Raw genomic sequence first — 26,127 nt, 5'->3', positions numbered from 1 at the left:
ACCACCACGTGCTGGCTCAGCCCCTCGTCCGCCGGAACGGCCCGGCTGCGGGCGAACCCGGCGAGGGCGAGGGCCTTGCGCCAGCCGGAGGCGGAGAGCAACGGGGCTCCGGGCAGCCGCAGTTCGGCGTCCTCGTGCAGCCACCAGCCGTCGAGCAGGCCGAAGGTGAGCGTGGCGGTGAGGACGTTGCTGCTCGCCTCGTTGAGCACCAGTCGGCCGCCGGGCTTGAGCAGCCGGTTGACCGCGCGCAGGGTGGCGAGCAGGTCGGAGGTCGCGTGCAGGACGTTGGCCGCCACGACCAGGTCGGCGCTGCCGGAGGTGAAGCCCTGGGCCTCGGGATCGCCGGAGATGTCCAGCCGCTGGAAGCTGACGTAGGGGTACGTCTGCGCGAACCGCTTTTCCCCGTGCCGGAGGAACGCGCGGGAGATGTCCGTGTAGACGTACGTCACCTCCGTGCCGGAGGCGGTGAGGGCGGGCAGCACGCTCGCGGTGGTGCCGCCGGTGCCCGCACCGATCTCGATGACGTTGAGGGGACCCTGGTGCCGGGAGAGCAGGTCCTGGACGGCGCCCACCACGAGTTCGTTGGCCCGGTCGACGACGGGGCTGCCCTGGTAGGCGCCCTCGACGAGGGCGCTGGAGCCGCCCGGGAACATCACGTCGGTGGCGCGGACGCTGCCGCGCATCACGCCGAACAGGTTCCCCATGCACGGGCGCAGCAGCCGGTCGAACCGGTTGAGGGCGGGCTTGCGCTCGCACAGGCCGACGAGGTCGCCCTCGGGGTCCTCGGCGGACCGCCGTCCGGTGGGGACGAGGGAGCCTCCCCGGTCGTCCAGGAAGCCGCCCTCGGTCAGCTGCCGCAGCAGCTCGGTGAAGAGCCGCAGCTGCGCGGGGACGATCCGCAGCCGCTCCGCGAGCGCGGCGGGACGCCAGCTCTCGGCGTCGCCGAGGAACACGCCCTCCTGCCGGAAGAGCGTCCACAGCCAGTCGCACATGATCTCGGTCAGGCGGGCGTCGTCGGCCTCGGTGAGCAGCCTGGCGACCGGGGTGAGCCGGGCCAGCTCCGGTACGAGGGCGGTGTCGTCGGACGGGGCCCCCGCGTCCGCGCGGTCCTCCTGCGCGGCTCGGCGCTGCTGTACGCCGACAGCGGCGAGCACGGCCGCGTCGGCCTTGACCACGACGACCTGCCGGTCGTCGCGTCCGAGCACGGCGTGCACGGCCGCCATCCCCTCCTCCGGGGTGATCGAGTGGATTCCGGTGGCGGCGAGCCGGTCGCGGTGGCTCTCGTTGGCGACGATGCCGACGGTTCCCCAGTAGCCCCAGTTGATGACGGCCACCCGGGCGTCCAGCACCCCGTCGAGGTGGTGGGCGAAGGCGTCCTCGAAGGTGGATCCGGCCGCGTAGTTGCCCTGGCCGGCGCTGCCTGCCAGCGCCACCGCCGAGGAGAAGAACAGGATGAAGTCCACGTCGGCCGAGCCGCGCAGGGCGGCGTGCAGGGCGACCGAGGTGTGTGCCTTGGCGGCGAGGACTGTGCGGAAGGTCTCCTCCGTCATCGTGGCGACGGTCTGGTCGCGCAGGACGATCGTGGCGTGGAAGACCCCGTGCAGCGCGCCGTGGGTGGTCCTGGTCCAGTCGATGGCCCCGCGCAGTGCGGCGGGATCGGTGGCGTCGGCCCTGCGGTACGAGACGAGGGTCCCCTCCGGGTCGATGGCGCGCAGCCGCTCGCGGCGCTCCGCGTCCAGCTCGCCGCGGCCGAGGAGGACGACCTTCGCGCGGTAGCCGCGGACGAGCCAGTCGGTGAGTTCCAGGCCGATGCCTCCGGCGCCCCCGAGGACCAGGTAGGTGCCACCCGGGCGGATCCCCTCGCGCGGGGGCGTGGTGGCGACCGGGAGGAGCCGGCGGTGGTGGAGCACTCCGCCGCGCAGCGCGTAGGGGCCTCCGGCGGGGGCGTCGAGGACCCCGGCGGTCGGCGCGTCGGCGGAGGACCGGTCGACGACGGTCACCTGCCAGCGCGGGTGTTCCTGGGCGAGGGACAGCGCGAGGCCGTGCAGAGCCGCCGCGTACGGGTTGCCGACGCTCTCGCCCCCCGTACTGATCGCGTCCTCGGTGATCACGGTGAGGCGGACCGCGGAGCGGGTCCGCTGGAGGGCCTTGGCGAGCCGGAACAGGGCGAGGACGCCGCGTTCCTGCGCCGCTTCGAGCGCGTCGGTGTCGTCGGTCCTGGCCCCGGCGACGGGGGCGAGGAACACGACGTGGTCGGGTCGGCCGGTCGCCGTGGCGACGCGGTCGTGGTCCAGTTCGACGACGGTGGCGCCGAGGCGGGGGCGCAGGACGGCCGCCAGCGGTGCGGAGTCCGGTCCCCGGACGAGCCAGGTGGTGGCCCCGGCCGGGAGCGGCTGCGGGGACCCGGCGGGCCGCTCGGTCCAGTGCGGTACGAACATCAGCTCGTCCGCGGCGGCCGTCGCCGCGGCGGAGACCGCCGCTCCGGTGACGGGCGCTCCGGTGACGGGCGCTCCGGTGACGGCCGCGGTCGGCCGGGCCTGGGCGACCCCGGGTGCGGGCCGCAGCGACAGGTCGCGCAGCCGCACGCGGACGCCCCCCTCGGAGTCGGTCAGGGTGAGGTCGTAGCGGTCGGCGCCGACGGTGCGCACATGGGCGTACCCGTGCTCCGTCACCGGGGCGTGGACCTCGGCGGCGGTGAGGGCGTACGGCACCATCGCGGGGCCGTTGTCCCGGTCCCGGAGCACGGCGAAGGCGTGCAGGGCGCCGTCGACCACCGAGGGGTGGAGGGCGGAGCCGGCGAAGCGGGCGGCCTCGGCGGGGATCCGCAGGCGGACGAGCGCCTCTCCGTCACCCGCGGCGATCCATTCGACGGCCCGCAGGGCCGGGCCGTAGAACAGCCCCGCCGCCGTGAGGTCGGCGTAGAGGTCGACGCCTTCGTGGCGGCTGCCGAGGCGGGCCCGTACGGCGCCGATGTCCAGGCTCTCCCCGGCCGGTGCGGACAGGGTCTCCACCCGGCCCTCGGCCAGGAGTTCACCCGTGTCGTCGCGCAGGTCGAAGCGCGTGCCGGTCTCGCCCCGGCGCAGCCGTGTCCTGGCCGTGCGCTCGGCGCCCGCCACGATGAAGGGCCGCAGCCAGCGGACGTTCGACAGCCGCAGCCGCTCCCCCGCCCCGGCCGCCTCGGCGGCGGCGCGGGCCATCTCCAGGACGGCGGCGGCGGGCAGCAGGCGCGTCTCGCCGAGCCGGTGGCCGCCGATGTAGGGGTGTTCGGGGCCGAAGGCGGTCCGGTAGGTCAGGCCGTCCAGGCTCTCGGCCGGGTCGATCCCGTCGAGCAGCGGGTGCACCTGAGCCGGTGCGCTCCGCTCGGCGGGCGACGCGGAAGCAGCGGGCGGCGACCAGATGGTGTCGGTGAGCCAGCAGCGGAGCTCCTCGAAGGGGTAGCCCGGCAGCGGCACCCGGCTGCCGTTCCCCGTCGGCCACGTGACCGGGGCTCCGGCGGCCCAGGCGGCGGCGGTCGACGCCGGGTCGCTGCCCGTGGGCGCGGCGGCGCGGGATGCGGCGCGGCCGCGCGCGCTGCCGGTCCAGACACCGGCCGGGTCGTCCCCGCGGAGCCGGGCCACCAGCTCGGTGACGGTGGAGGCCAGGACGACCATGCGGTCCGCCCACTCCTCGCGCCCCTGCTGGAGGGTGAACGCCACGTCCGCGAGGCGGGGCGGAGATCCGTCCGCCAGGCCGCGCTCCAGGGCGTCCGCAAGCTGCGCGGCGAGCATCGGGAGCCGCTCGGGCACGCGGGTGGAGAGCGGGAACAGGTACGGGCCGGCCCCCTGCCCGGCGGTCGCCGGGGCGACGTACTCCTCGACGACGAGGTGCGCGTTGGCCCCGCCCGCGCCGAAGGAGCTGAGACCGGCGCGCCGGGGGGCGCCGTCGGGGCGGGGCCACGGGGCGAGGTCGCGCTGCACGCGCAGCGGGGTGGAGTCGAAGTCGATGTTCGGGTTGAGGGGGTCCGCGTGCAGCGAGGGCACGAGCCGGCCGTGCCGCATCTGGAGCAGTACCTTGCAGAGCCCGGCCATGCCGGAGGCGGATTCGAGGTGGCCGACGTTGGACTTGACCGAGCCGATCGGCAGGCTGCCCGGGGGCAGTCCGGCCGCGGCCAGGGCCCGGGCGAGACCGCGGATCTCGACGGGGTCGCCGAGGGCGGTGCCGGTGCCGTGCGCCTCCAGGTAGCCGAGGGTGGCCGGGTCCACGCCCGACTCGCCGAGCGCCCGCGCGACGAGGTCTCCCTGGGCGACGGGGTTGGGAACGGTGAACCCGTTGGTGCGGCCGCCGTGGTTGACGCTGGTCCCGAGGATGACACCGTGGATGTGGTCGCCGTCCCGTACGGCGTCCGCGAGCGGCCGCAGCAGCACCGCGCCGACGCCCTCGCCGGGGACGTATCCGTCGCCGTCCGCGCCGAAGCTGCGGCAGCGGCCGTCACTGGAGGTGAAGCTGCCCTGGCCGAGGAAGCGGTACTTGTACGGGTGGACGTGCAGGTTGACCCCGCCCGCGACGGCCAGGTCGGTGTCCCCGGCGCGCAGGTCGCGCACGGCCAGGTGGATGGCCGTGAGCGAGGAGGAGCACATCGTGTCGACGCCCAGGCTGGGGCCGGTGAGGCCGAGGGTGTAGGAGACGCGGTTGGCGATCGAGGCGTGCGAGGAGGCGCCGATCCGGCCGTCCTCGGCCTCGTGCAGCTGGTAGAGCCCGTACATCGCGCCGACGTACACGCCGACGCGGTGGGAGCGCAGGTCCGCGCGGGTGCGTCCGGCGTTCTCCATGGCGTGCCAGGCCGTCTGGAGGAACAGCCGTTCCTGGGGATCGACGATCTCCGCCTCGCGGGGCGAGACGCCGAAGAAGAGCGGGTCGAACATGTCGATGCCGCGCAGGAAGCTGCCCCAGCGGCTGTAGCGGGCCGCCCGGTCGGCGGGGGTGTGCTGGTCGTAGTCCCGCCAGTCCCACCGGTCCGCCGGGATCTCGGTGACCAGGTCCCGGCCCGCCTCGAGGTGGTCCCAGAACTGGTCGAGGGTGTCCGACTCGGCGAAGCGGGCGGCGACGCCGACGATGGCGATGGGCATGGGCCCCGAAGGGGCCGGGACGGGGACGGCGGCTCTCGGGACCGCCACCGCGGCGGTGGCCGCCCGCTCCGGCGCTCCGGCCGCCAAGGGGGCCGGTGCGGTCACCGGTTCGGGCGCGGGCGCCAGTTCCGCGAGGCGCGAGCCGTGGTGCTGAGTGAACCAGGCGGCCAGGGAGCGCAGGTCCTGGTACTCGAAGAACAGGGTCTTGGGCAGGGACCCGAAGTGCTCCTCCAGGCGCCGGGTCAGGTCCATGATCAGCAGCGAGTCGATGCCGAACCGCTCGAACGGCGCGTCGGCCTCGATCTCCTCGGCGGGGAACTCGAAGACTCCGGCCAGCACCTGGCGCAGGAACTCCTCGGCCGCGTCGGCGGACAGGGCCGTCGGCTGCGCGGACGGGGCGGACGGGACGGCGCGCGCGGCGGGGACACGGGAGGTGGAGGGAGTGGAGATGGAGGGAGCGGAGGCGGCCGAGGCGGAGGGGGCCGAGGGCGCCGGAGCGTTCAGCACCTCGCGCAGGCGCGCCAGATTGCCGTGCGCCACGAGGACGTGGTCGCCGTCGTGGCCCAGGGCCCGGTCGAAGGCCGTGAGTCCGGCCTCCGTGGGCATGGCCACCAGACCGACCTGGCGGGCCATCCGGGCCGCGGTGGCCTCGTCCGCGTCGACGCGTATGCCCCCGTCGGCCCACAGCGACCAGAGCACGGAGAGGCTGCGCCCCGGCCGTCCGCTGCCCCGGCGCCAGGCCGTGAACGCGTCCAGGAAGCGGTTGGCGTAGGCGTAGTCGGTCTGGCCGGGGCTTCCCGCGGCCCCCGACATGGAGGAGAAGGCGATGAAGAAGTCGAGCGGGTCGCCCGCGGTGGCCCGGTCCAGCTCCACGGTGCCGCGCACCTTGGGACCGAGCACGGCCGCGCTCCGCTGGTCGCTCTTGCCGATCAGCAGAGCGTCGTGGGTGGTCCCGGCGAGGTGCAGCACCCCGTGGAGCGGCCCGAAGGAGGCGTGGATCCGCTCGACGAGGTCCGCGGCGGCGCCGGGAGCGCCCAGGTCGGCGGGTACGTAGTGGACATCGAGACCGGCGGCGCGCAGCTCCGTGAGGTCGGCCCCCGGTGAACGGCCCGTCAGGACGTAGCGGGCGTCGCCTCCCAGGTGGGCGACGATCAGGCGGCCCAGGGCGCCCGCACCGCCGGTGACCAGCACGGTGCCGCGCGGGGTGAGCGGCGCCGCGTCGGGGGCGACGGGCTCCCAGCGCGGTACCTGCCGGCCGTCGGCCGTGTACCGGACCCGGAACGCGTGGGCGGCGCGCGCCTCGGACCCGACGGTGGCGGCGAGGGCCGCCGTGCCCGCGTCGACGGCCGAGACGAGGAACTGCGGGTCCTCGTTGGCGAGGGACCGGGCGAATCCGTCCAGGGCCTGGGAGCGCGCGTCCTCGACCCCTCCGGACGTGCGGAACACGTGCAGGACACGGACCGGGTGGCGGGTCGGCTGGGCCGCCCAGGAGCGGTACAGCCCGGTGAGGGCGGGCAGCGGATCGCCGTCCGAGGTGTGGACGAGCAGGATTTCCTCGTCGCGGGGGAAGACGGAGTCCGCGGTGGCGTGTTCGGCTCCGGTGAAGGTCTCCCCGCCGAGCAGCAGGGTCCGCACGGTCCGGCCGGCGGCCGGGGCGGGGGCGTCCTGCCAGCGCTGTGCGAGCAGGTGGGCGCCGATGGTGGCGTCGAGGCGGGCGGCGCCGTTCACCGGCCGGGTGACGACGGCGCGCAGCCGCACGCGGACCCGGCCCTGGTCGTCGGCGAGGGAGACGTCGTGTCCCACCGCGGTCCTCACGGCGTGCACGTGGCCCTGTTCGGGGAGCGGTCCGAAAATCTCGACCGCGTCCAGGGAGAAGGGCAGTTCCCGGGCGCGCGGGGCCGAGGGGGCCTCGTCGGTCCACAGGCAGGCCTGGAGCATCGCGTCGAGCAGGGACGGGTGGAGGGCGAAGCCGGAGAAGGGGAGGTCCGCCGCCGCGGGCACGGCGACCTGCGCGAGGACCTCGCCCGGCGCGGACAGTACCGCGCGCAGCCCCTGGAGGCTGGGCCCGTAGCCGCCCCCGAGCGCGGTGAAGACCGCGTAGCACTCCTCGGCGGTGGCGGTACGGGGCAGCCGGGCCCGGATCGCGTCCAGGTCGAGGCGCGGCGCCTCGGGGCGGGCGTCGAACCGGAGGGTACCGGCGGAGCAGAGCGGGCCTTCGGGGCCGTCGTCGGCCAGCCGGACCTCGTAGGAGACCCCGTCGGCCGTGGGCGCGAGGTGCAGACGTACGCGGACGGGCTCGTCCTCGACGAGTACGGGGCGGGCCCACAGCACGTTGGCGATGCCGGTGGCGCGGCCGTGGCCCTGCTGTTCGGCGGCGGCCACCGCGAACTCGAGGGCCGCCACGGCGGGCAGGATCCGGATCCGGCCCAGGGAGTGGTCGCGCAGGTAGAACTCCGCGCCGGTCAGCAGCCGTTCGCAGGGGCCGTCGGCCAGGGCCGCGGGCGCCTTGATCCAGTAGCGGCGGGTCGGCCGGGGCGGAACGGGCAGGGAGAGCCGGGCCGGGCGGTCGCCCGCGGGCTCGGGCAGGACGACGTCCCGGCCGGTGACCCACAGGCGGGCGGCCTCGGCCGGGTCGTCGGTGGTGACGGACCCGGTCTCGCCGCCGGAGGCTGCGGCCGTCGCGGTCCCGAGGGCGAGGCCGTCCCCGTCGCGCAGGCGCGCGGCCAGCTCGGCGACGCTCCCCACGACCAGGGCGACGCGCTCCCGCAGGGGTTCCCGGCCGACGCGCAGGGTGTGCGCGATGCCGTCCAGGGGGGCCGCCGGGTGGGCGTCCAGCCAGGTGCACAGCTCGGCCCGGTACTGCTCGAGCTGTTCGGGGCCGTCGGCGGACAGGAGGACCAGTCGGGCGGTCCTGTCCTCGGTGGTACCGCTCATCAACGCTGTCCCGCCTCTTCGACTACCACGTGCACGTTGCTGCCTCCCATGCCGAACGAGCTGACGCCGACCCGGGCCGGCGTCCCCTCGCGTGTTTCCCATGTTTGTGGTGCGGCCTGGATCCGGAACGGACTGCCGTCGAGGTCGAGCATCGGATTCGGCGTCCGGAGGTCCACGAGGCCGGGGAGCGTGCGGTGACGCATCGCCAGCAGGACCTTCACGACACCGGCGACGCCCGCCGCGGCCTCCAGATGGCCGATGTTCGTCTTGACCGACCCGAGGCCGGTGCGCCCCGCGAGCACCGGGATCCCCCAGTCGGCGTACAGGCGGCCGAACGCCTCCTTGAGGGCGTCGATCTCGATCGGGTCGCCGAGCGGGGTCCCCGTGCCGTGCGCCTCGATGTAGTCGATCGTGTCGGGCGCGACCCCGGCCGACCGGTGTGCGGCGAGCACGACGTCGCGCTGTGCCTGCGGGTTGGGGACCGTGAGCGAGTGGGTGTGCCCGCCGTGGTTCTCCGCCGATCCGATCAGTACGCCGTGCACGGGGTCCCCGTCGGCCACCGCCCGGTCCAGCAGTTTGAGGGCCAGGAGCACCACTCCCTCGCCCCTGCCGTATCCGTCCGCGCGCTCGTCGAAGGTCTTGCAGCGGCCGTCGGGGCTGAGCATCCCGGCGCGGCGCAGGCCGGTGAACCCGTGCGGGGACAGCAGGAGGTTGGCTCCTCCGGCGAGGGCCATGTCGCAGTCCCCCTGCTGGAGGGCGCGGGCCGCGCGGTGGACGGCGACGAGCGAACTGGAGCACGCCGTGTCGAAGACGGCGCTGGGGCCGTGCAGGTCGAACACGTAGGAGATGCGGTTGGCCGCGATCGAGGGGACGTTGCCGATCAGGAAGTGGTCCCCCATCTCCGGCGAGCCGGGACCGAGCAGGCTCAGGTAGTCCGTACCGCTGAGTCCGACGAACACCCCGGTGCGGCTGCCGGCGAGCGCCGCCGGTACCTGACCGGAATCGAGCACGGCCTCGTGCGCGGCGTGCAGCAGCAGGCGCTGCTGGGGGTCCATCTGCGCCGCTTCCCGGGGGGAGATGCGAAAGAGCGCCGCGTCGAAGGCGTCCACGTCCTCGACGAAGGAGCCGCGCAGGCCCTGCGGGAAGACCCGGGCGGAGAAGCCGCGCTCCATGGGGTACGGCCGGGTGAGGTCGCGCCCGGCGGCGAGGTGCTGCCAGAACTCCTCCAGGTTCGCGGAGGCGGGCAGCCGTCCCCCGATGCCGACGACGGCCACCGGCGGGAATCCGCGCTGCGCGACGGCCGCCGCGACGACCGGTTCGGACGTGGTCCGGGGGGCGGGCTCCCGGTGCGTCGTGACGAACGCCTCGGGATGGGCCGTGCTCAGGTGGGCGGCCAGCGAACTGAGGTCCGGGCGGGAGTAGAAGAGGGTCGGGCGCACCGTGACGCCGAACTGCTCGCGCAGCGCGACCGCGAGGCGGGTGAAGCCGATCGAGTCGAAGCCGACCTCCCCCAGCGGCCGGTCGAGAGGGATGTCCTCCACCGGCAGCCCGGCGATCCGCGCCGCGCTCTGCCGCAGCCGCGCCGCCAGGTCCGCGTGGCCGCTCGGCCGGGGCCGCCGGTCCGCTTCCCCTTCCGGTTCGGCGGGGCGGTCCCCGTGCCCGAAGCGGCGTACGAGTTCCGCGATCGGCAGGCTCGTCAGCGGACCGGTGTCCACCTTGCTGTTGGGGGTCAGGGGGAAGCGCGACAGCGCCACCGTGCGGGAGGGGACCATGTACGCGGGGAGCCGCGCCCGGATCCGTCCGACCGCGGCCTCCGCGGCCTCCGGGGCGGCCTGTACGAAGGCCACCAGGCCCGGCTGCCCGGGCAGGTCCTCGCGCAGCGCCACCCGGACGTCGCCGATGCCGCCGGTGCCGCCGGCGGGCGCCTCGCCCGCGTGCCGGACGGCGGCCTCGATCTCGCCGAGTTCGATGCGGTGGCCGCGCAGCTTCACCTGCCGGTCGGCACGCCCGAGCAGCACCATGTCGCCGTCGGCCGACCAGCGGGCCAGATCGCCCGTGCGGTACAGCCGTTCCCCGGTCGCCGGGTCGTGTACGAAGCGCTCGGCGGTCAGTTCCGGCTTGCCGCGGTAGCCGCGGGCGACGCCGTCGCCGCCGATCAGCAGTTCGCCGACCGCGCCGAACGGCACGGGCGCGCCGTCGGGACCGGCGGTGCGGAAGGTGGTGTTGGCGAGCGGGGTGCCCACGGTGACGGGCCCGCCCCGCCGGATCCGCCGCGCGGAGGACCAGATGGTCGTCTCGGTCGGCCCGTACATGTTCCACAGTTCGTCGCAGCGGTCCAGCAGCCGGTGCGCGAGGTCGGCGGTCAGCGCCTCCCCGCCGCACAGCAGCCTGCGCACGTGTCCGGTCCAGCCCGCGTGCGACAGCATCTCCCAGGTGGCCGGAGTGGCCTGGACGAGGGTGGCGCCCGACGTGGCGATCAGGTCGGCCAGCGCGAATCCGTCCCGGACCACGTCCTCGGGCGCGATGTGGACGGTGGCGCCCCGGGTCAGCGGGAGCAGCAGTTCCAGACCCGAGATGTCGAACCCGGCGGTGGTCACCGCCAGCAGGGTGTCGTCCTCGGAGCAGCCGGGCCGCTCGGCCGCCGCGACCAGCAGGTTCACCAGATTGCCGTGGCAGACCTCGACGCCCTTGGGCTCGCCCGTGGATCCGGAGGTGTAGAGGACGTAGGCGAGGTCGTCGTCGCGGCGGGCCACCGGGGCGACGGTCCGCGCCTCGGGTTCCAGGCCGGTCAGGGGGACGCGCACACCGGGGGCGTCCTCGGGCAGCCGGTCGGCGAGGTGCGGGTCGACGATCACGGCCGCCGGGGCCGCGTCGGCGGTGATGTGGGCGAGCCGGGCCGCCGGGAAGTCCGGGTCGAGGGGGACGTACGCGGCCCCGGCGGCCTGGACGGCGAGCAGGGCCACGACCAGCGCGGCCCTGCGGCCGACGAGGACGCCCACGACGTCGCCCCGGCGCACGCCGTGCTCGGTGAGGATCCTGGTGAGGGCGTGCACCTGCCCGGCCAGTTCGCCGTAGGTCAGCGAGCCCGTCGCGTCGACCACGGCGGTGCGCCCGGGGGCGCGCCGGGCGCGGGCGAGCACCAGGTCGGCGGCGGTGACATCGCGCGGCCGTTCGGCGCGCGTGGCGTTGGCCCTCTCGACGGTGCGCCGCTCGGCGGAGGTGGCGGGGTCGAGGTCCCGGAGACGTACGGAGGGATCGGCCGTCACCGCGTCCAGCAGCAGCCGGTAGTGCTCGGCCAGGCGTTCCACGGTGGAGCGGTCGAAGCGCTGCGGGTCGTACTTGAGGTAGAGGAGCACGCCGGTGTCGCGCACGACCACCTCGACGACGAGGTCGTTCTCGCCCTCCTGGGTGAGGTCGAGCGCGTCACGGAAGACGGTCTGCCCGGCCGCCATGTCCTGGTCTCCGCCGACTCCCTGCTGCATGTAGAAGCCGATGTCGAAGCCCGCCGCGGCGTCGCTCGTGCGGCGCAGGTCGTCGACGACGGAGGCGAAGGGGTAGGCGCTGTGCTCCTCGGCCTCCGCCATCCGGTCCCCGACGGCGCCCATGAGCTCGCCGAAGCTGTGGTCGGGATCGCAGTCCACGCGCAGGACCACCGGGTTGATCAGGTAGCCGACGGTGCGGTCGAAGCGCTGGGCGGGACGGCCGTCGGTCGGCACCATCACGCTGAGGTCGCGGTGTCCCGAGTGGCGGTGCAGGAGCGCGAGGAACGCGCCGAGCACGACGTTGAACGGGGTCAGCCCACCCGCGCGGGCGGTGTCCTGGACGGCGGCCCAGGTGGAGCGCGGGAGCCGCAACTGCACCATCTGCCCGTCGGGCTGCGGGGCGGGTCCGGACCGCCGGTGGTCGGCGAGCGCGTCCAGCACCGGGGCCGTGGAGGCACCGTGCAGTCGGTCGAGCCACCACCGCCGGTGCTCCTGCGTCTCCGGGGCGGCCAGCATGGTGCGCTGCCATTCCACGAACTCTGCGTAGGAGGCGGCCGGTTCGACCGCCGGCAGCTCGCGGCCCCGGGCGAGCGCGTCGTGGCAGGCGACTATGTCGCGCAGCAGCAGGTGGCTGGAGACCCCGTCGGTGATGAGGTGGTGGAACACCAGGAGCAGCAGGGTGGCGCCGCCGGGCGCGGCGACGAGCCACATCCGGTACAGCGGATCCTGCTCCAGGTCGAACGGGCGGCGCACCAGGGCGCGTACGCGGGTGGCGAACTCCCCGTCGGTCACGTGGCCGAGGTCGAGCCGGGCCACCTCCGGGGCGCGGCCGGTGACCTCCTGCACGGGCCCGGTGGCATCGAGGCGGATGGAGACGCCCAGTTCCGGGTGTCGCCGCACCATGGCAGCCAGCGCCTCGACCAGCCGGTCCTCCTCCACGTCCTCGCCGAGCCACAGGCCCAGCGGCAGGTTGTAGGAGACGGTCCGCGGATCGTCGGCGTGCAGGGCCCACAGAGCGGCCTGCCCGCGGCTGAGCGGGTACGGCCCGGAGGGCGCCTCCGCGGCGTACCCCGCCGCGGGGACCGGGAGCGGCACGGGCGCGGCGGCCGGTGCGGCCGGTCCGTCCGTGTCGACGAGGCCCCGCACCAGCAGCTCGGCCACCTCGCCGGACACCTTGCCCGCGGCGATCGCCGTCAGCAGTTCACGTAGGTCGGTGCTCATCGTCCCGTCCCTCCTTCGAGTACGGCCAGGGCCTCGTCCACCCGGACGGTTCCGTTGCGCAGCCCTGCCAGCAGAGCGGCCACCCCGTCGGCGGCCGGAGCCGCGGCGGGGGCCGGTTCGGGTTCCGGTTCGGGCTGCCGGGGCGCGGGCAGCGGCCCGTACGCCTCGAACACGGCGCGGGCCACCGCCCGTACCGTCTGGGCCACCCGGAACATCCTGGGCGGCACCTCCACTCCGTAGTCCGCGCCGAGGCGACGGCTGAGCCGCCGCAGGCCCAGCGAGTCCACTCCGGCGTCGGAGAGCGCCCAGTCCAGGGACAGCCGTTCGGGCCGCATGCCCAGGTGGGCGGCCAGCAGGGCGCGTACGTGCGTACGGACGGCGCCCTCGGCGTCGGCGCCCTCGTCCCGCGTGCTCTCCGGTCCGACGACGGCGGGGGGCCCGGCCGCCACCGGCCGCGCGGGGGCGGCCGCTTGGGCATCCGCGGCGGCTTGGGCTTCCACGGCGGCCCGGGCACCGGCTTCGGCGTCGGCCTCGAACGCGAGCTCGGGCGCGAGCTCGGGCGCGAGCTCGGGCACCAGGCCCGCCGCGGCGGCCTGGACGGTGTCGAAGCGCGCTCCGGGGGTCAGCCAGTAGCTCTCCCGCGCGAAGGGGTAGGCCGGTACGGGCAGCCGCCTGGGCTCCGTTCCGGGCCACAGCTGCGTCCAGTCGACCGGGGCGCCGCCGACCCACAGCCGGGCGACCTTGTCCAGTCGGCCCGCGTCCACCACGGCCCGCAGGTACCGGCTGCCCTCGGGCCCGTCCAGTAGCAGGGCGGTGGTGGCGTCCTTGCCGTCCCCGGTGAAGACGCCCGCGACCGGTCCGTCGGCCTGCCAGGACTCCAGGGCCGCCACCAGCGCGCCCGGCGAGTCGGCGACGACCGCGAGACGCTCGGGGAAGGCCTCCCGGCCGGTGCGCAGCGTGTGGGCGAGGGCCGCCGGGTCCACGTCCTCGTGGGACGCGACCCAGCGGGCCAGGCGCCCCGCATAGTCGCGCAGCCGCTCCGGGGTCTTCGCCGACAGGACGAACAGCCGCTCCCCCGGCGCCAAAAGGACCGGCTCCTCCCGGTACTCCTCCACCACCAGGTGCGCGTTGACCCCGCCGAGGCCGAAGGAGCTCACTCCCGCCCGCAGCGGCGCCTCGGCCCCTTCGGCCGTGCGGACTCGGTTCCAGGGCTCGTTCCCGGCCGGGACGCGCAGCGGGCTGCCGTCGAGTCGCAGGTGGGGGTTGAGCTTCTCCATGTGCACGTTGCCGGGGATCGACCCGTGACGCATCGCGAGCAGCACCTTGATCAGGCCGGTGACGCCCGCGGCGGCCTCCAGGTGGCCGGTGTTGGTCTTCACCGCGCCCAGCACCACGTGTGCCCGGCCGGGGACGGCGCCGTGGTCGGCGTACAGCTCCGCGAAGGCCGACTTCAGGCCCTCGACCTCGACGGGGTCGCCGAGTTCGGTGCCGGTGCCGTGGGTCTCGACATAGGTGACGGTCCGCGGGTCCACACCCGCGCGGCGGTGCGCCTTGACGATGCAGGCGGCCTGCGCGTCCGGGTTGGGCGCGGTCAGCGAGTTGGTGCGGCCGCCGTGGTTGACGGCGCTGCCCCGCAGGACGCCGTGGATGACGTCGCCGTCGGCGATCGCCGCGTCGAGGCGCTTGAGCACCACGACGCCCACGCCCTCGGCCCGGACGATGCCGTTGGCCCGCGCGTCGAAGGTGCGGCAGCGGCCGTCCGGGCTCAGCATGTCGGCCTGGCTCATGTCCACGAACAGCGTCGGCGAGGCCATGACGTTCACGCCGCCCGCGAGCGCCACCTCGCAGTCGCCGCTCCGGATCGCCTCGGCCGCCCGGTGGACGGCGACGAGCGAGGACGAGCAGGCGGTGTCGATGGTTTCGCTGGGGCCGTGCAGGTCCAGGAGGTACGACACCCGGTTGGACATGATGGCGTGGGCCCGGCCCACCGTGCTGTAGCCGTCGAGCGGGACGCCGAGGGCGTGCTGGAGCTCGAAGTAGTCGTAGGTGCTACTGCCGATGAAGACGCCCGTGTCGGTGCCGGCGAGCGCGGAGGGCCGGATGCCCGCGTTCTCGATCGCGCTCCAGGACGCCTCCAGCACCAGCCGGTGCTGCGGGTCCATCGCGATGGCCTCGTGGGGCGAGATGCCGAAGAACTGGGGGTCGAAGAGGTCGACCCTGCGCACGAACCCTCCCCACTTCGCCGTCGTACGGAACTCCCCGGGCTCCGGATCCCCGTACAGGCGGCGCCAGTCCCAGCGGTCGGCGGGTATCTCGCCGACGAGGTCGTCACCGGCCGTCAGGTGCTCCCAGAACTCGTCCAGGTCGTCGGAGCCCGGAAGCAGACCGGCCATGCCGACGATGGCGACGGCCGCGGGCGCGCCGGGGACGGGCTCCGGGGCGGTGGCCCGAACGGGGGCGGCCGGGAAGGCCTGGGCGGCCGCGGCCCGCGCCCGGGCCGGCTCGGCGGCGGGGGCCCGGTCGGCCGCCGGTGCGCCGGGCCGCGCGTCCGCGCTCCAGTGCGCCGCGACCGCGGCTCCATGGTTCTGGAGGATCTTGTCCACGAGGTCGTGGGCGGTGGCCACGCCGAAGAACGTGGCCGGGGTCAGGTCGAGGTCCCACCGCGCGTTCATCCGGGAACTCAGCCTCGTGTACATGATCGAGTCGAAGCCGAAACGGCTGAGCAGATCGTCCGGGGCGAGCTCCTCGGGCCGGATGCCCGCCACCTCACGTACGAGGGCCACCATTTCGTCGGCCGCCGCCGCACGCCACGAGGCCGTGGCCGGGGCCTCGACGTCCGCCGCGGGCGCGGGCTGGCGCCGTACGTCCGCACCGGCCGCCGGGACACCGATCCGGCCGAGGAACTCGTCCGTGCCCGAGACCACCACCACCTGAACCTCCTGTCGGCCGAGCACCTGGCTCAGCGCTTCGAATCCCGTCTCCGGTGAGAGCGGGTGGATCCCTGCCGCGGCCAGGCGGCCGAGGTGGCGCTCGGTGAGCGCGGAGCCGGCCCAGGCCCCCCAGTTCACGACGCGGACGGGGTAGGGAAGCCGGGCGGCGAGCGCGCGGCCGATGGCGTCCTGGGCGGTGCACCCGGCCGCGTAAGCGGCCTGGCCGGGGTTGCCGAGGAAGGACTGCGCCGAGGAGAACAGCGCCAGGAAGTCCAGCCTCCGGTCGCCCAGCGCCTCGCCGAGTGCCTCGGTGGTGCGGCTCTTGGCCGCCATGCCCCGCAGGAACCACTCCTCGTCCATGGCCGCCAGCGACCGGTCGCTCGGCACGGTCACCGAGTGCAGGACTCCGTGGACGACGCCCACCCGGTCGAGCACGGCACGCAGCCGGGCCGGCTCCGTTGCGTCCGCCCGGTGCACCTCGACCCGGGTGCCCGTGGGGTCGATGGCCCTGATCCGGGCCGACGTGGCCGCGTCCGGCGCGGAGCGCCCGACGAGGACGACCCGGGCCCGGTGGCGCCGTACGAGCTGCTCGGCGACGTCCAGGCCGACGTCGCCGGTTCCGCCGACGATCACGTAGGTACCGCCCTCGCGCAGGACGGGAGCGGCCCCGCCCGTCGTGTCGGCGGGCTCGAGCACCTCCCGGTACCAGCGGCCGTCGCGCAGCGCGTGGTCGCCGGGGACGGCGATCGGTCCCGGCGCCGGGTCGTCGGGGCCGGTGTCGACGGTGGTGACCCGCCAGCGCTCGCACTCCTGTCGTACGGACCGGGCGAGGCCCAGTGCCGCGGCCGACGCCGGGTCGGCCGCGGCGCGGGTCACGACCGTCAGCGCGAGTTCGCCGCCCGCGCCGGGGCGCGCCTGGAGGTGGTGGACGGTCCGGAAGAGGTCGAGGACCCCTCGCTCGCCCTCGACCACGGCGTGGACCGCGACGGGGGTCGGCAGGGACTCCAGCGGTGCCTCGCCGATCCGGTGGACCCCGGCTCCGCGCAGCTCTGCGGGGCCGAGCACCCAGACGGGACCGGCGGCCGGTCCGCTCGGGGCCGCCTCGGCGACGGGCCGCAGGCGCGGGACGTACATGCCCGCCGGGGCCGGTGCCGGGGCGGCCGTCGCCGCGGCCTCGCTCGCCGAGGCGACCGCGGCCCCCGGACGCAGTGGTGCGACGGGTGCGACCCAGCACCGACGGCGTTCGAACGGATAGGTGGGCAGCGGGATCGAAACTCCGCCCGCCGGCCAGTCGACCGCGTGCCCGGCCACCCAGCGGTCGGCGTCCGCGCCGCCCGCGGGCCGGGCCAGCGCGGGGTGGTCGGCGCCGTCGGCGGCGGCCCGCAGGGCGGCCGCGAGCGTGGACCGGTCGGCGGTGGTGATCGCGAGCCGTTCCGTCATGGCGTCCCGGCCGTGCTGGAGCGTGTGCGCCACGTCGGCCAGCTCCGCCGTCCGGCCGGGCCGTTCCAGGGCCGCGAGCAGCGCGCTCGCGTACCGGCGCAGGGCCTGCGGGGTACGGGCGGACAGCGGGAACACCCAGGGGCCGGGCGAGCGCCGCACCGCGGGCGCGGCCCCGGCCTCCTCCAGGACCACGTGGGCGTTGACGCCTCCGTAGCCGAAGGAGCTGACGCCCGCGCGGCGCGCCCCGGCGGCCGGGAGCGGCCATGCCCGCGCCGAGCGGGGCAGGTGGAAGGGGCTGCCGTCGAGGCGCAGGTGCGGGTTCGGCTCCCCGAGGCCGGCCAGCGGCGGCTGCACGCCATGCTCCATCGCGAGCAGCACCTTGATCACTCCGGCGGCTCCCGCCGCGGATTCCAGGTGTCCGATGTTGGCCTTGACCGCTCCGACGGCGCAGTGCGCCTCGGGCGGCGGGGGCGTGCCCCGGCGGCTCAGCAGTTCGTCGAAGGCCATCCGCAGGCCGTTGATCTCCACCGGGTCGCCGAGTTCCGTGCCCGTGCCGTGCGTCTCCAGGTAGCCCAGGGTGGCGGGGTCGGTTCCGGCGCGCTCGTGGGCCCGTACGATCATCGCCGCCTGGGCGGCCGGGTTGGGCGCGGTCAGGGACCGCGCCCGGCCTCCGTGGTTGACGGCGGTCCCGCGCAGCCAGGCCCGGACCTGATGTCCCTGGGCCCGCTTCGCGCCGGTCAGCACGACGAGACCGTAGCCCTCGCCGCGGACGAACCCGTCCGCGCGGGCGTCGAAGGTGTGGCAGCCGCCGGTCGGGCTCAGCATGCCCGTGCTGCTGAGGAGGACGTGGTTGTGCGGGGACAGGACGAGGTTGACGCCTCCGGCCACGGCGATGTCGCACTCGCCCGAGCGGATCGACTCGGCGGCCCTGTGGATCGCGACCAGGGAGCTGGAGCAGCCCGTGTTGACCGGTTCGCTCGGCCCGTGCAGATCGAGCTGGTAGGAGACCCGGTTGACCAGGATGGAGTGCGTGGTGGCGGTGGCGGCGTGCGCGTCGACCGGCAGGTCGGCCGCCTTGCGGATCTCGTCGTAGTCGCTCGACCCGGCCCCGATGAACAGTCCGACGTCGGAACCCGCGAGGCTGCCGGGCGCCAGCCCGGCGTTCTCCAGTGCCGTCCAGACCCCTTCCAGCACCAGCCGCTGCTGCGGGTCCATGCCCTCGGCCTCGTGCGGGGAGACACCGAAGAAGAGGGGGTCGAAGCGGTCGACGTCGTGGATGAAGCCGCCGCGGCGGGCGTGCACGCCCGCCGGGACCGCGTCGGGGTCCCACCGGTCCGCGGGGACGTCGGTGACCAGGTCGTCGCCCGCCACCAGGTGTTCCCAGAACTCGTCCAAGTCGGCGCTGGAGGGCATCCGTCCGCTCATGCCGATGACGGCGATGGCCTCCGGGTCCGCGGGGGCTTCCGGACGGGTTGCGGGAGCGGCGGCGGGAGCTTGCGGAGCCGGGACGGGGGCGGCCGGGACCGTGACCGGCGTGGCGGACGGGACGGACGTGGCAGACGTGGCGGACGGGACGGACGTGGCGGACGTGGCGGACGGGACGGACGTGGCGGACGGGACGGACGGGACGGTGCGGAGCTGCCCAGGGTGGTCGCGGCCGAGCCGGTCGACGAGGGCCCGCAGGGTGGGGGTCTCGTAGAACAGCGCGGGTGTCACGTCCAGGCCGAAGGCCTCGTTCAGCCGGCTCGCGAGGAGGTTGTAGCTGACCGAGTCGAAGCCGTAGTCCCCGATCTGCCGGTCGAGGTCGAGTTCGTCGACGGGGATGCCCGAGGCGTCCGACGCGAGGGACAGCAGCATGTCGGCGAAGGCGGCCCCGGGGGGCCCCGCGTCGACGGGCGCGGCGGTGGCGGCCGCCCTGGCCACCAGGACGTGCTGGAAGTTGCGCGTGGTCTCGTTGGTGCTCGGCGCCGCCGACACGGCGTCGTACCCGCTCTCGCCGAGCACTCCCGTCCAGCCCGCAACGTCCAGCAGCGGGGAACCGGGCAGGCGCAGACCGGTGTCGCCGTGGGCCCACCAGCCGTCGAACAGCCCGTAGGTGAGCGTGCCGGACAGGGTGACCGTCGTCAGCTCGTTGAGGAGCAGCTCGCCGCCGGGGCGCAGTACCCGCCGCAAGTGGCGCAGGGCGCGGCCGACGTCCGAGGTGGCGTGCAGGACGTTGGCGCCCACCACGAGGTCGAAGCCGCCCTCGTCGAAACCCTGGCCGACGGGGTCCGTGTCCAGGTCGAGCCGCTTGAACCGCAGGAACGGGTACTGCCCGCCGAACTCCTGCCGTCCGTGGGAGAGGAAGGTGACCGACAGGTCGGTGTACCAGTACTCGAGCCGCTCGCCGTACGGTGCGAGGGCGCGCAGCAGCCCGGCGGACGTGCCCCCGGTGCCCGATCCGACCTCCAGGACGCGGACGGCGGCGCCGTCCGGCAGGTCCGCGAGGCGCCGCTCGACGTGGCCGACGAGGGGCTGGGTGAGCAGGTCGTTGTAGAGGTCGCTGATGGGGTTGCCCCGGTACACGCGCTCCATGAGCGAGGTGCCGGAGGACGGGAAGAGCAGGTCGGTGGCGAGGAGTTCACCCCGGAGCAGTTCCGGGTAGCGCTCTAGGCACAGGGCCAGCAACCGGACGAACACGGCCGACTCGGGACGCGTGTCGGCCAGGGCGGAGAGCCGGCCGAGGTGGCCGCCCGCCCGCGCGTCGGCCAGGGCGTCCGGGGCCGGGCGCAGGCGTCCGCCGTCGGCGGTGAGCAGGCCGTCGCCCAAAAGCTCGGCGAGCAGGGTGCGCAGCAGCCGCTCGTAGCGGCGGGTGACGCCCACCCGGCGCAGGAGCTCGTCGGTGTCGGGGTCGGGTCCGTGCCAGGCGCCCATGCCGTCGAGCAGGGCGAGCAGGGCCCCTCCGGCGATCCGGGTCATCTGCCGGTCGAGCGTGTGGAAGTCCTCCACCACGCGCAGGTCGGCGGCGTTCGGTCGTCCGCCGGTGGGCGTCACGTCGGTGCTCTCCGCTCTCTTGGCGCCCATGCGCGTACGCAGGGCTTCGGTGCCGGGCACGACGACGCTCTGGGGTTCCTGACCCCGGAGCGCGGCGACGAGCGCGGCGAAGCCCGCCCGGGGGGTGATGGACCGGAAGCCCGCCGCGGTCAGGCGGTCCCGGTGGGTGTCGTCGGCGACTGCCCCGACGGTGCCCCAGAAGCCCCAGTCGACGACGCGCACCGAGTGGGGCAGGCGGGCGTCGAGCGCGTGGGCGTAGGCGTCGAGGAAGGTGGAGCCCGCGGCGTAGTTGGCCAGGCCGGGGTCGCCGAGGAACGACTGGGCGGAGGAGAAGAACAGCAGGAAGTCCGGGTTCCGGCCGCGCAGCGCGTCGACCAGGGCCGCCGCGACGCCGGACTTGGCCGCCAGGCTCCGCGCGAGGTCCGTGTCCGAGAGGTCGCGGACGAGCCGGTCGCGGCGCACCAGGGCCGCGTGGATCACGCCGTGCACCGGGCCCGCCCCGTCGAGGACGGCCGCCAGCCGGACGGGGTCGGTTGCGTCGGCGCGGACGTAGCGGATCCGGTCGCCGGGGCCGGGGCCGGACAGCTCGCTCCGGCCGACCAGCACCACTTCGGCGTCCCAGTCGGCGACGAGCCGGTCGGCGATCGCCCGGCCGATGCCACGGGCGCCGCCGACGATCACGTAGGTGCCGCCCCGGCGGAGCGGGACCGGCCCGGCGGCGGCCGGGGCGGGTCGCAGGACCTGGGCGTGGCGGACGGTTCCGGTGTACGCGACGCGGGTTCCCCGGGGCGCGGGCGCCAGCAGAGCGGCGGACGCGTGGTCGGGGTCGAGGTCGACGCAGGCGACGGACCAGCCCTGGTGCTCGCTCTCCATGACCCGGGCGAAGCCGGTGATCCCGGCGGCGTAGGGGTCGCTGACGGAGCGGCCGGGCGGAGCGGCGGAGCCCGCGGTGACGATCACCCAGTCGAGAGTGGGGACCCGGGACCAGGCTCGGGCGTACGGGGCGAGGGCCTTGACCCCCGCGTCCTCGGCGCGGGCGACCCGCTCCACCTCGTTCACGGCGGAGTCGGTGGTGTCGGTGGTGTCGGTGGGTCCGGTCAGGACGTAGACCAGCCGCGGTGTCACCTGGAGCGGTGTCCCCAGTTCGACGAGAACGGCCCCCTCGTGCCGGGCGGCCAGCTCGCGGGCCAGGCCCGCGCGGGCGGGGGCGTGGAGCACCACGACCGGCCCGGCCGGAGCGGGCGCGGTGGTGGGCGCCGGGACGGGCTCCCAGGTGGGGACGTCCACCGGAAGGTCCTCGGTGCCGGGCTCGGCGGATGCTTCGGCGGCCGGAAGGGCGGCGGGCGCGGGGGCCGGTACGAGGTTCTCGGCGCGGGCCTCGGCAGGGGCCCCGGCGGCCGGTAGGGCGGCCGGTACGTCGACCCAGCACCGCACGCGGGCGAACGGGTACTGCGGCAGTTCCACCTTGCGCGGCCGCCGGTCGCGGTGCAGCGCACGCCAGTCGGGTGCGGCGCCCGCCGCCCAGCCGCGCGCCCACGCGTCCGGGTCGGCCGGGTGCTGATCGGTCGGCGGCGCGGGCGCGGCGGGGCGCTGCCCGGTGACGGTGCCCCGGTGGAGGGCCGGTGTCGGCGATCCGGCCAGGAAGGCGTGGAGCGCCGTGCGGAGTCCGGCCATGTCGGAGGCGACCACGGCGAGCCGCTCCTCCAGCGGTTCCCGGCCGATCTGCGTCGTGTACGCGATGTCGGCCAGCGCGACGGCCGGTCCGGTGCCCGCCGGAAGGGCCCCGGCGAGAGCGGCGAGCGTCGAGCGGGCGTCGACGTGGGGGGCCCGTCCCGGGAACCGGTCGGCGAGGGCCCGCGCGAGCCTGCGCAGGTCGGCGACGTCCAGGCCGAGTTCGTCGAGCTCGGCCTCCGGGTCGGCGCCGACGAGACCGGCCGCTTCGGCCACTTCGGCCACCGGGTCGGGCCGCTCGCCCGTCGTCAGCTCCGCGTACCGCTCGGCCAGCTCTCGCAGCGCCTGCGGGGTGCGGGCGGAGAGCAGTACGGCCTGCGGTCCGGCGGCGGCCGGTTCCTCGGCGGCCGACGGCTGGTGCTGGGGGAACTCCTCGACGATGACGTGGGCGTTGGACCCGCCCGCGCCGAACGCGCTGATGCCCGCGCGGCGCGGGCCACCGCCGGGTCCGGCGGGCCACGGCTCGCTCTCGCGCTGGACGCGCAGGCCCGCGGAGTCCCAGTCGATGCTCGTGTTGGCCGGGTCGGCGTGCAGCGAGGGGACCAGGGTGCGGTGGCGCAACTGGAGGAGGACCTTGGTCAGCCCGGCGACGCCCGCCGCCGACTCCAGGTGCCCGATACCGGACTTCACCGATCCGAGCCTGCCCCGCGTGGCGCCGTACGCCTGGGACAGGGCCGTGACCTCGATGGGGTCACCGAGGGAAGTGCCGGTGCCGTGCGCCTCGATGTACCCGACGGAGGCGGGGTCCACGCCCGCCTTGCGCAGGGCCCGGCGCACCACGTCGGCCTGCGCCGCGGGGTTCGGGACGAAGAAGCCCCCCGCGCGCCCGCCGTGGTTGACGGCGCTGCCCTTGATCACCGCGAGGACCCGGTCGCCGTCCGCCAAGGCGCGGGCGAGCGGCTTGAGCACGACGACCCCGACGCCCTCGCCGGGCACGTAGCCGTCCCCGTCGGCGCCGAAGGCGCGGCAGCGGCCGTCGGAGGAGACGAAGCCGACCTGGCTCAGGTGCAGGTACTTGTACGGGTGGACGATCAGGTTCACGCCGCCCGCGAGCGCCAGCTCGCTGTCCCCGGACCGCAGGCTCTCGCAGGCGAGGTGCAGCGCGGTCAGGGAGGAGGAGCACATGGTGTCCAGGGCCAGGCTGGGGCCGCGCAGGTCGAGGAACGCCGAGACGCGGTTGGCCACGGCGGAGGAGAAGGACGTCGGCAGTACGGGTAGCCGGTCCTCGACTCCCAGGCCGAGCATCTGGTACTGGTTGAACATCACTCCGGCGAAGACGCCGACCATGCGGCCCGCCACGTCGGCGCGGGTCAGCCCCGCGGCCTCCAGGGCGTGCCAGGAGGTCTGGAGGAACAGCCGTTCCTGCGGATCCATACCCGCCGCCTCGCGCGGGGTGATCCGGAAGAAACCGGGGTCGAACTCGTCGATGCCCTCCAGGAACCCGCCCCACTTGCTGTACGAGTGGCCGGGCGCGCGGTCGGGCCGGTAGAAGCCGTCCGAGGCCCAGCGGTCCCGCGGGATCTCGGTGACGCAGTCCCGCCCGGCGCTGAGGTTGTCCCAGAACCGGTCGAGGTCCTCGGCCATCGGATAGCGGCCCGCGACACCGATCACCGCGATGTCCCGGTCGTCGGCCTCCGGTGTGCCGTGGTCCTCCCGGGGCCGGAGCGCGGCGACGGGGGCGGCGGGGATCGTGGTGGGGGTGGTGTCGGCGGCGACGGTGTCGGCGGGGGCGAGGCCCAGGGAGGCGCGGGCCCGGTCCGGATCGCCGTGGAGCACGATCAGCTCGGTCCCGGACAGGGCGAGGGCCTGCTCGAACACGTCCAGGGCTGCCGCGGTCGGCAGCGGGACCTGGCCCTGCCGGGCGAACAGGCCCTCGGCGGCGGCGTCCGTACGCATACCGCCCTCGGCCCACAGCGGCCAGGCGAAGGAGGTCAGCCCCCGGTCGCGTGCGTAGGCGTCCAGGAAGGCGTTCGCGGCCGCGTAGTCGCACTGACCGGCGTTGCCCGCGACGCCGGTCACCGAGGAGAAGAGGGCGAAGAAGTCGAGGTCCAGGTGGCGGGTCGCCCCGTCCAGCAGGACCGCTCCGCGCACCTTGGGTTCGAGGACCGCCGCGAGGTCCGTGGCGGGCTTGGTCGTGAACAGGCCGTCGCGCAGCACCCCGGCCGCGTGGACGACGCCGTCCAGCCTGCCGTGCCGTTCGAGGATGCCGCTGATCAGGGCGTCGACCTCGGCCGCCACCGTGATGTCGGCGCGGACGTACGGGCCCTCCGGTCCCGCCGGGCGCGGCGTGCGTCCCACGAGGACGGCCGTGGCCCCGCGTGCGGACAGCCGGGCGGCGAGTTCCCGGCCGATGCCGCCCGCGCCGCCGGTGACGAGGTAGACGCCGCCGGTCCGGACCGCGACCGTACGGCCGAGGTCGGTGTCGGCGTCGCGGTAGCGGCGGACGTGGCGGCCGCCGGGGGTGTGCCGTACCCAGGACTCCCCGTGGTCCGCGAACTCCGCGAGCAGGGCGTCCGGATCGGCGGGGCCGTCGCACTCGACGGCGGTGATCGCGAGGCGCGGCTGCTCCAGGCGCACCGTGCGGGCCAGTCCGGCCACGGCGGCGGCGACCCGGGCCGGTCCCACGTGTACGACGGGGACCGGGCGGTCGGCGAGGACCTGGGCCAGAGCGAGCACGTCGCAGCAGGCGGACCGTACGGCCTCGGGGAGATCCGCACCGTCCTGCTCCGCGACGTGCAGGACCGCTTCCGGGGCCGTGCCGAGGGCGGCCAGGTCGGCGAGGAGCAGCCTCAGGTCCCCGGCCTCGTACGGGCGGAGCTCGTAGGTGTGGTGGGCGACCCGGCGGAAGGCGGGACCGCGCCGGACCGTGATCTGGCCGGGCCGGACCCGCAGGCCGCCGATCACCACCAGGGGTCCGGCGGTCGGCACGGGGGGGCGCGGCGCGGCCTGCCACAGCCCGGTCAGGCAGTGGGTCCGTGCGGCGGTGGCCGCCGGGGCGGCGGCCGGGCGGACGGGCCGTACGGCGGGCAGCAGTCCGGCGAGATGATCCGCGACCGCGTCGACGGTCGGGTACTCGAACAGCAGGGTCGGGTAGAGCGCGATGTCCCAGTGTTCCTCGAACAGCCGCACCAGGGTGAGGAGTTGGGAGGAGTCAAGGCCGAGGTCGTAGAAGCCGCGGTCGCCCTCCACCACCAGTGCGGGGTCGGCGACCGCCCGGCGGACCAGCTCGACCACCTCGGCCCGGATGTCCGCCGGTCCGCCGTTCTGGCGGACCGCGTCCGCGGGGGCTTCCGCGTCCGCGGGGGTTTCCGGGCGTGCCTGGCCTTCCGGGTGCGCGGGGCCTTCCGGGCGTGCCGGGGCGGCGGCGCGCGGAGCCTGGTCCGGCGCCGGTTCCGTCGGCTCGGCGGTGAGCCGGGTGATCGCCGCCGCGGAGCGGACGCGCTTGAAGGTCAGGTCCGTGAACCGGGCGGCCAACGCGCCCGAGTCGTCGCGCAGTTCGATGTCGGCCTTCACCACGTCGTCCCCGGCACCCGCCCCGGCCGGGTGCAGGCGCAGGTCGACGGTGCAGTTCTCCCCGAGGGTGCGCGCGGCGCGGAAGGAGCCGATGTGCAGGGGGATGAGGGGGCGGCCGTCCGCGTCCGTCCCGTCGAAGGCGAGCGCGTACGACTGCATGGTCGCGCCGTCGAGCAGGGCGGGGTGCAGCAGGAAGTCCCCCACCGTGCTCCGCGCCTCGGCACCGAGCGCGATCTCGGCGCACACCCGGTCCGCCGAGACCCACAGGGTGCCCGCGCAGCGCATGAACGCCCGGTGCTCGATGCCGGCCGACCGGCCGGTGGCGTAGACCTCGCCGACGCCGCGCGGGGTGCCGGACCGCGGGAGTCCGGGGGCGCCGGTCAGCGGGGGCAGGCCGGTGCGCAGGGTGGCCCGGAGGTGGGTGGTCACGGTGCCGTCGACGGGGAGTCCGTCGCGGAGCCTGCGGCTGGTCGCCGTCACGCGGAAGACGTCGCCGTCGGGTGCGATGTCGACGGTCAGCTCACGGTCGAAGGTGTCCGTGGTCACCACCGGCTCGACGAACAGCACGTCGCTCAGCTCGGCGGCGTCCAAGGGGACGTCGCGGGCGGCGAGCAGCCGGTAGACGATGTCGAGGAAGGTGACACCCGGCAGGGTGCGCACCCCGTGCACCCGGTGGTCGTCGACGATCGGGTTGTCCCGCTTCAGGTGCAGGGCACAGCGAACGGACCTTCGGTCCAC

At 75.5% G+C, this 26,127-nt stretch carries 3 protein-coding genes (1 of these 3 running past the window's edge); all 3 read right to left on the bottom strand.

What is annotated here, in order from left to right; all coding sequences use genetic code 11:
- Tightly spaced (each overlapping or abutting the next), the 3 genes in view from QMF80_RS06510 to QMF80_RS06500 form a layout consistent with a single transcriptional unit that may run on beyond the window.
- Positions 1 to 8,039, bottom strand: partial view of an L-histidine N(alpha)-methyltransferase gene (locus tag QMF80_RS06510; RefSeq protein WP_283450366.1) — the 5' end (the start) only. 11,545 nt of this gene lie to the left of the window's left edge; the window shows 8,039 of its 19,584 coding nt (coding positions 1-8,039); its start codon is at positions 8,037 to 8,039; its stop codon lies beyond the left edge, outside the window.
- The gene (locus tag QMF80_RS06505) at positions 8,039 to 12,742 is read right to left on the bottom strand and encodes a non-ribosomal peptide synthetase (protein WP_283450364.1); all 4,704 of its coding nucleotides are present in this window, start codon (positions 12,740 to 12,742) and stop codon (positions 8,039 to 8,041) included. The genes QMF80_RS06510 and QMF80_RS06505 overlap by 1 nt, the downstream gene beginning before the upstream one ends.
- Entirely contained in the window at positions 12,739 to 26,127 is a 13,389-nt protein-coding gene (locus QMF80_RS06500) for an SDR family NAD(P)-dependent oxidoreductase (RefSeq protein ID WP_283450362.1), read from the bottom strand. The genes QMF80_RS06505 and QMF80_RS06500 overlap by 4 nt, the downstream gene beginning before the upstream one ends.

This window comes from Streptomyces sp. G-G2 (assembly GCF_030063135.1).
Lineage (GTDB): Bacteria > Actinomycetota > Actinomycetes > Streptomycetales > Streptomycetaceae > Streptomyces.
Note: the sequence above shows the minus strand (reverse complement) of the source record. Positions and strands in the feature narration are given on the sequence as shown.

Bases quoted from the DNA above. Each gene is read 5' to 3' on its own strand.
- QMF80_RS06505 (WP_283450364.1), bottom strand. From the start codon at position 12,742: ATGAGCACCGACCTACGTGAACTGCTGACGGCGATCGCCGCGGGCAAG.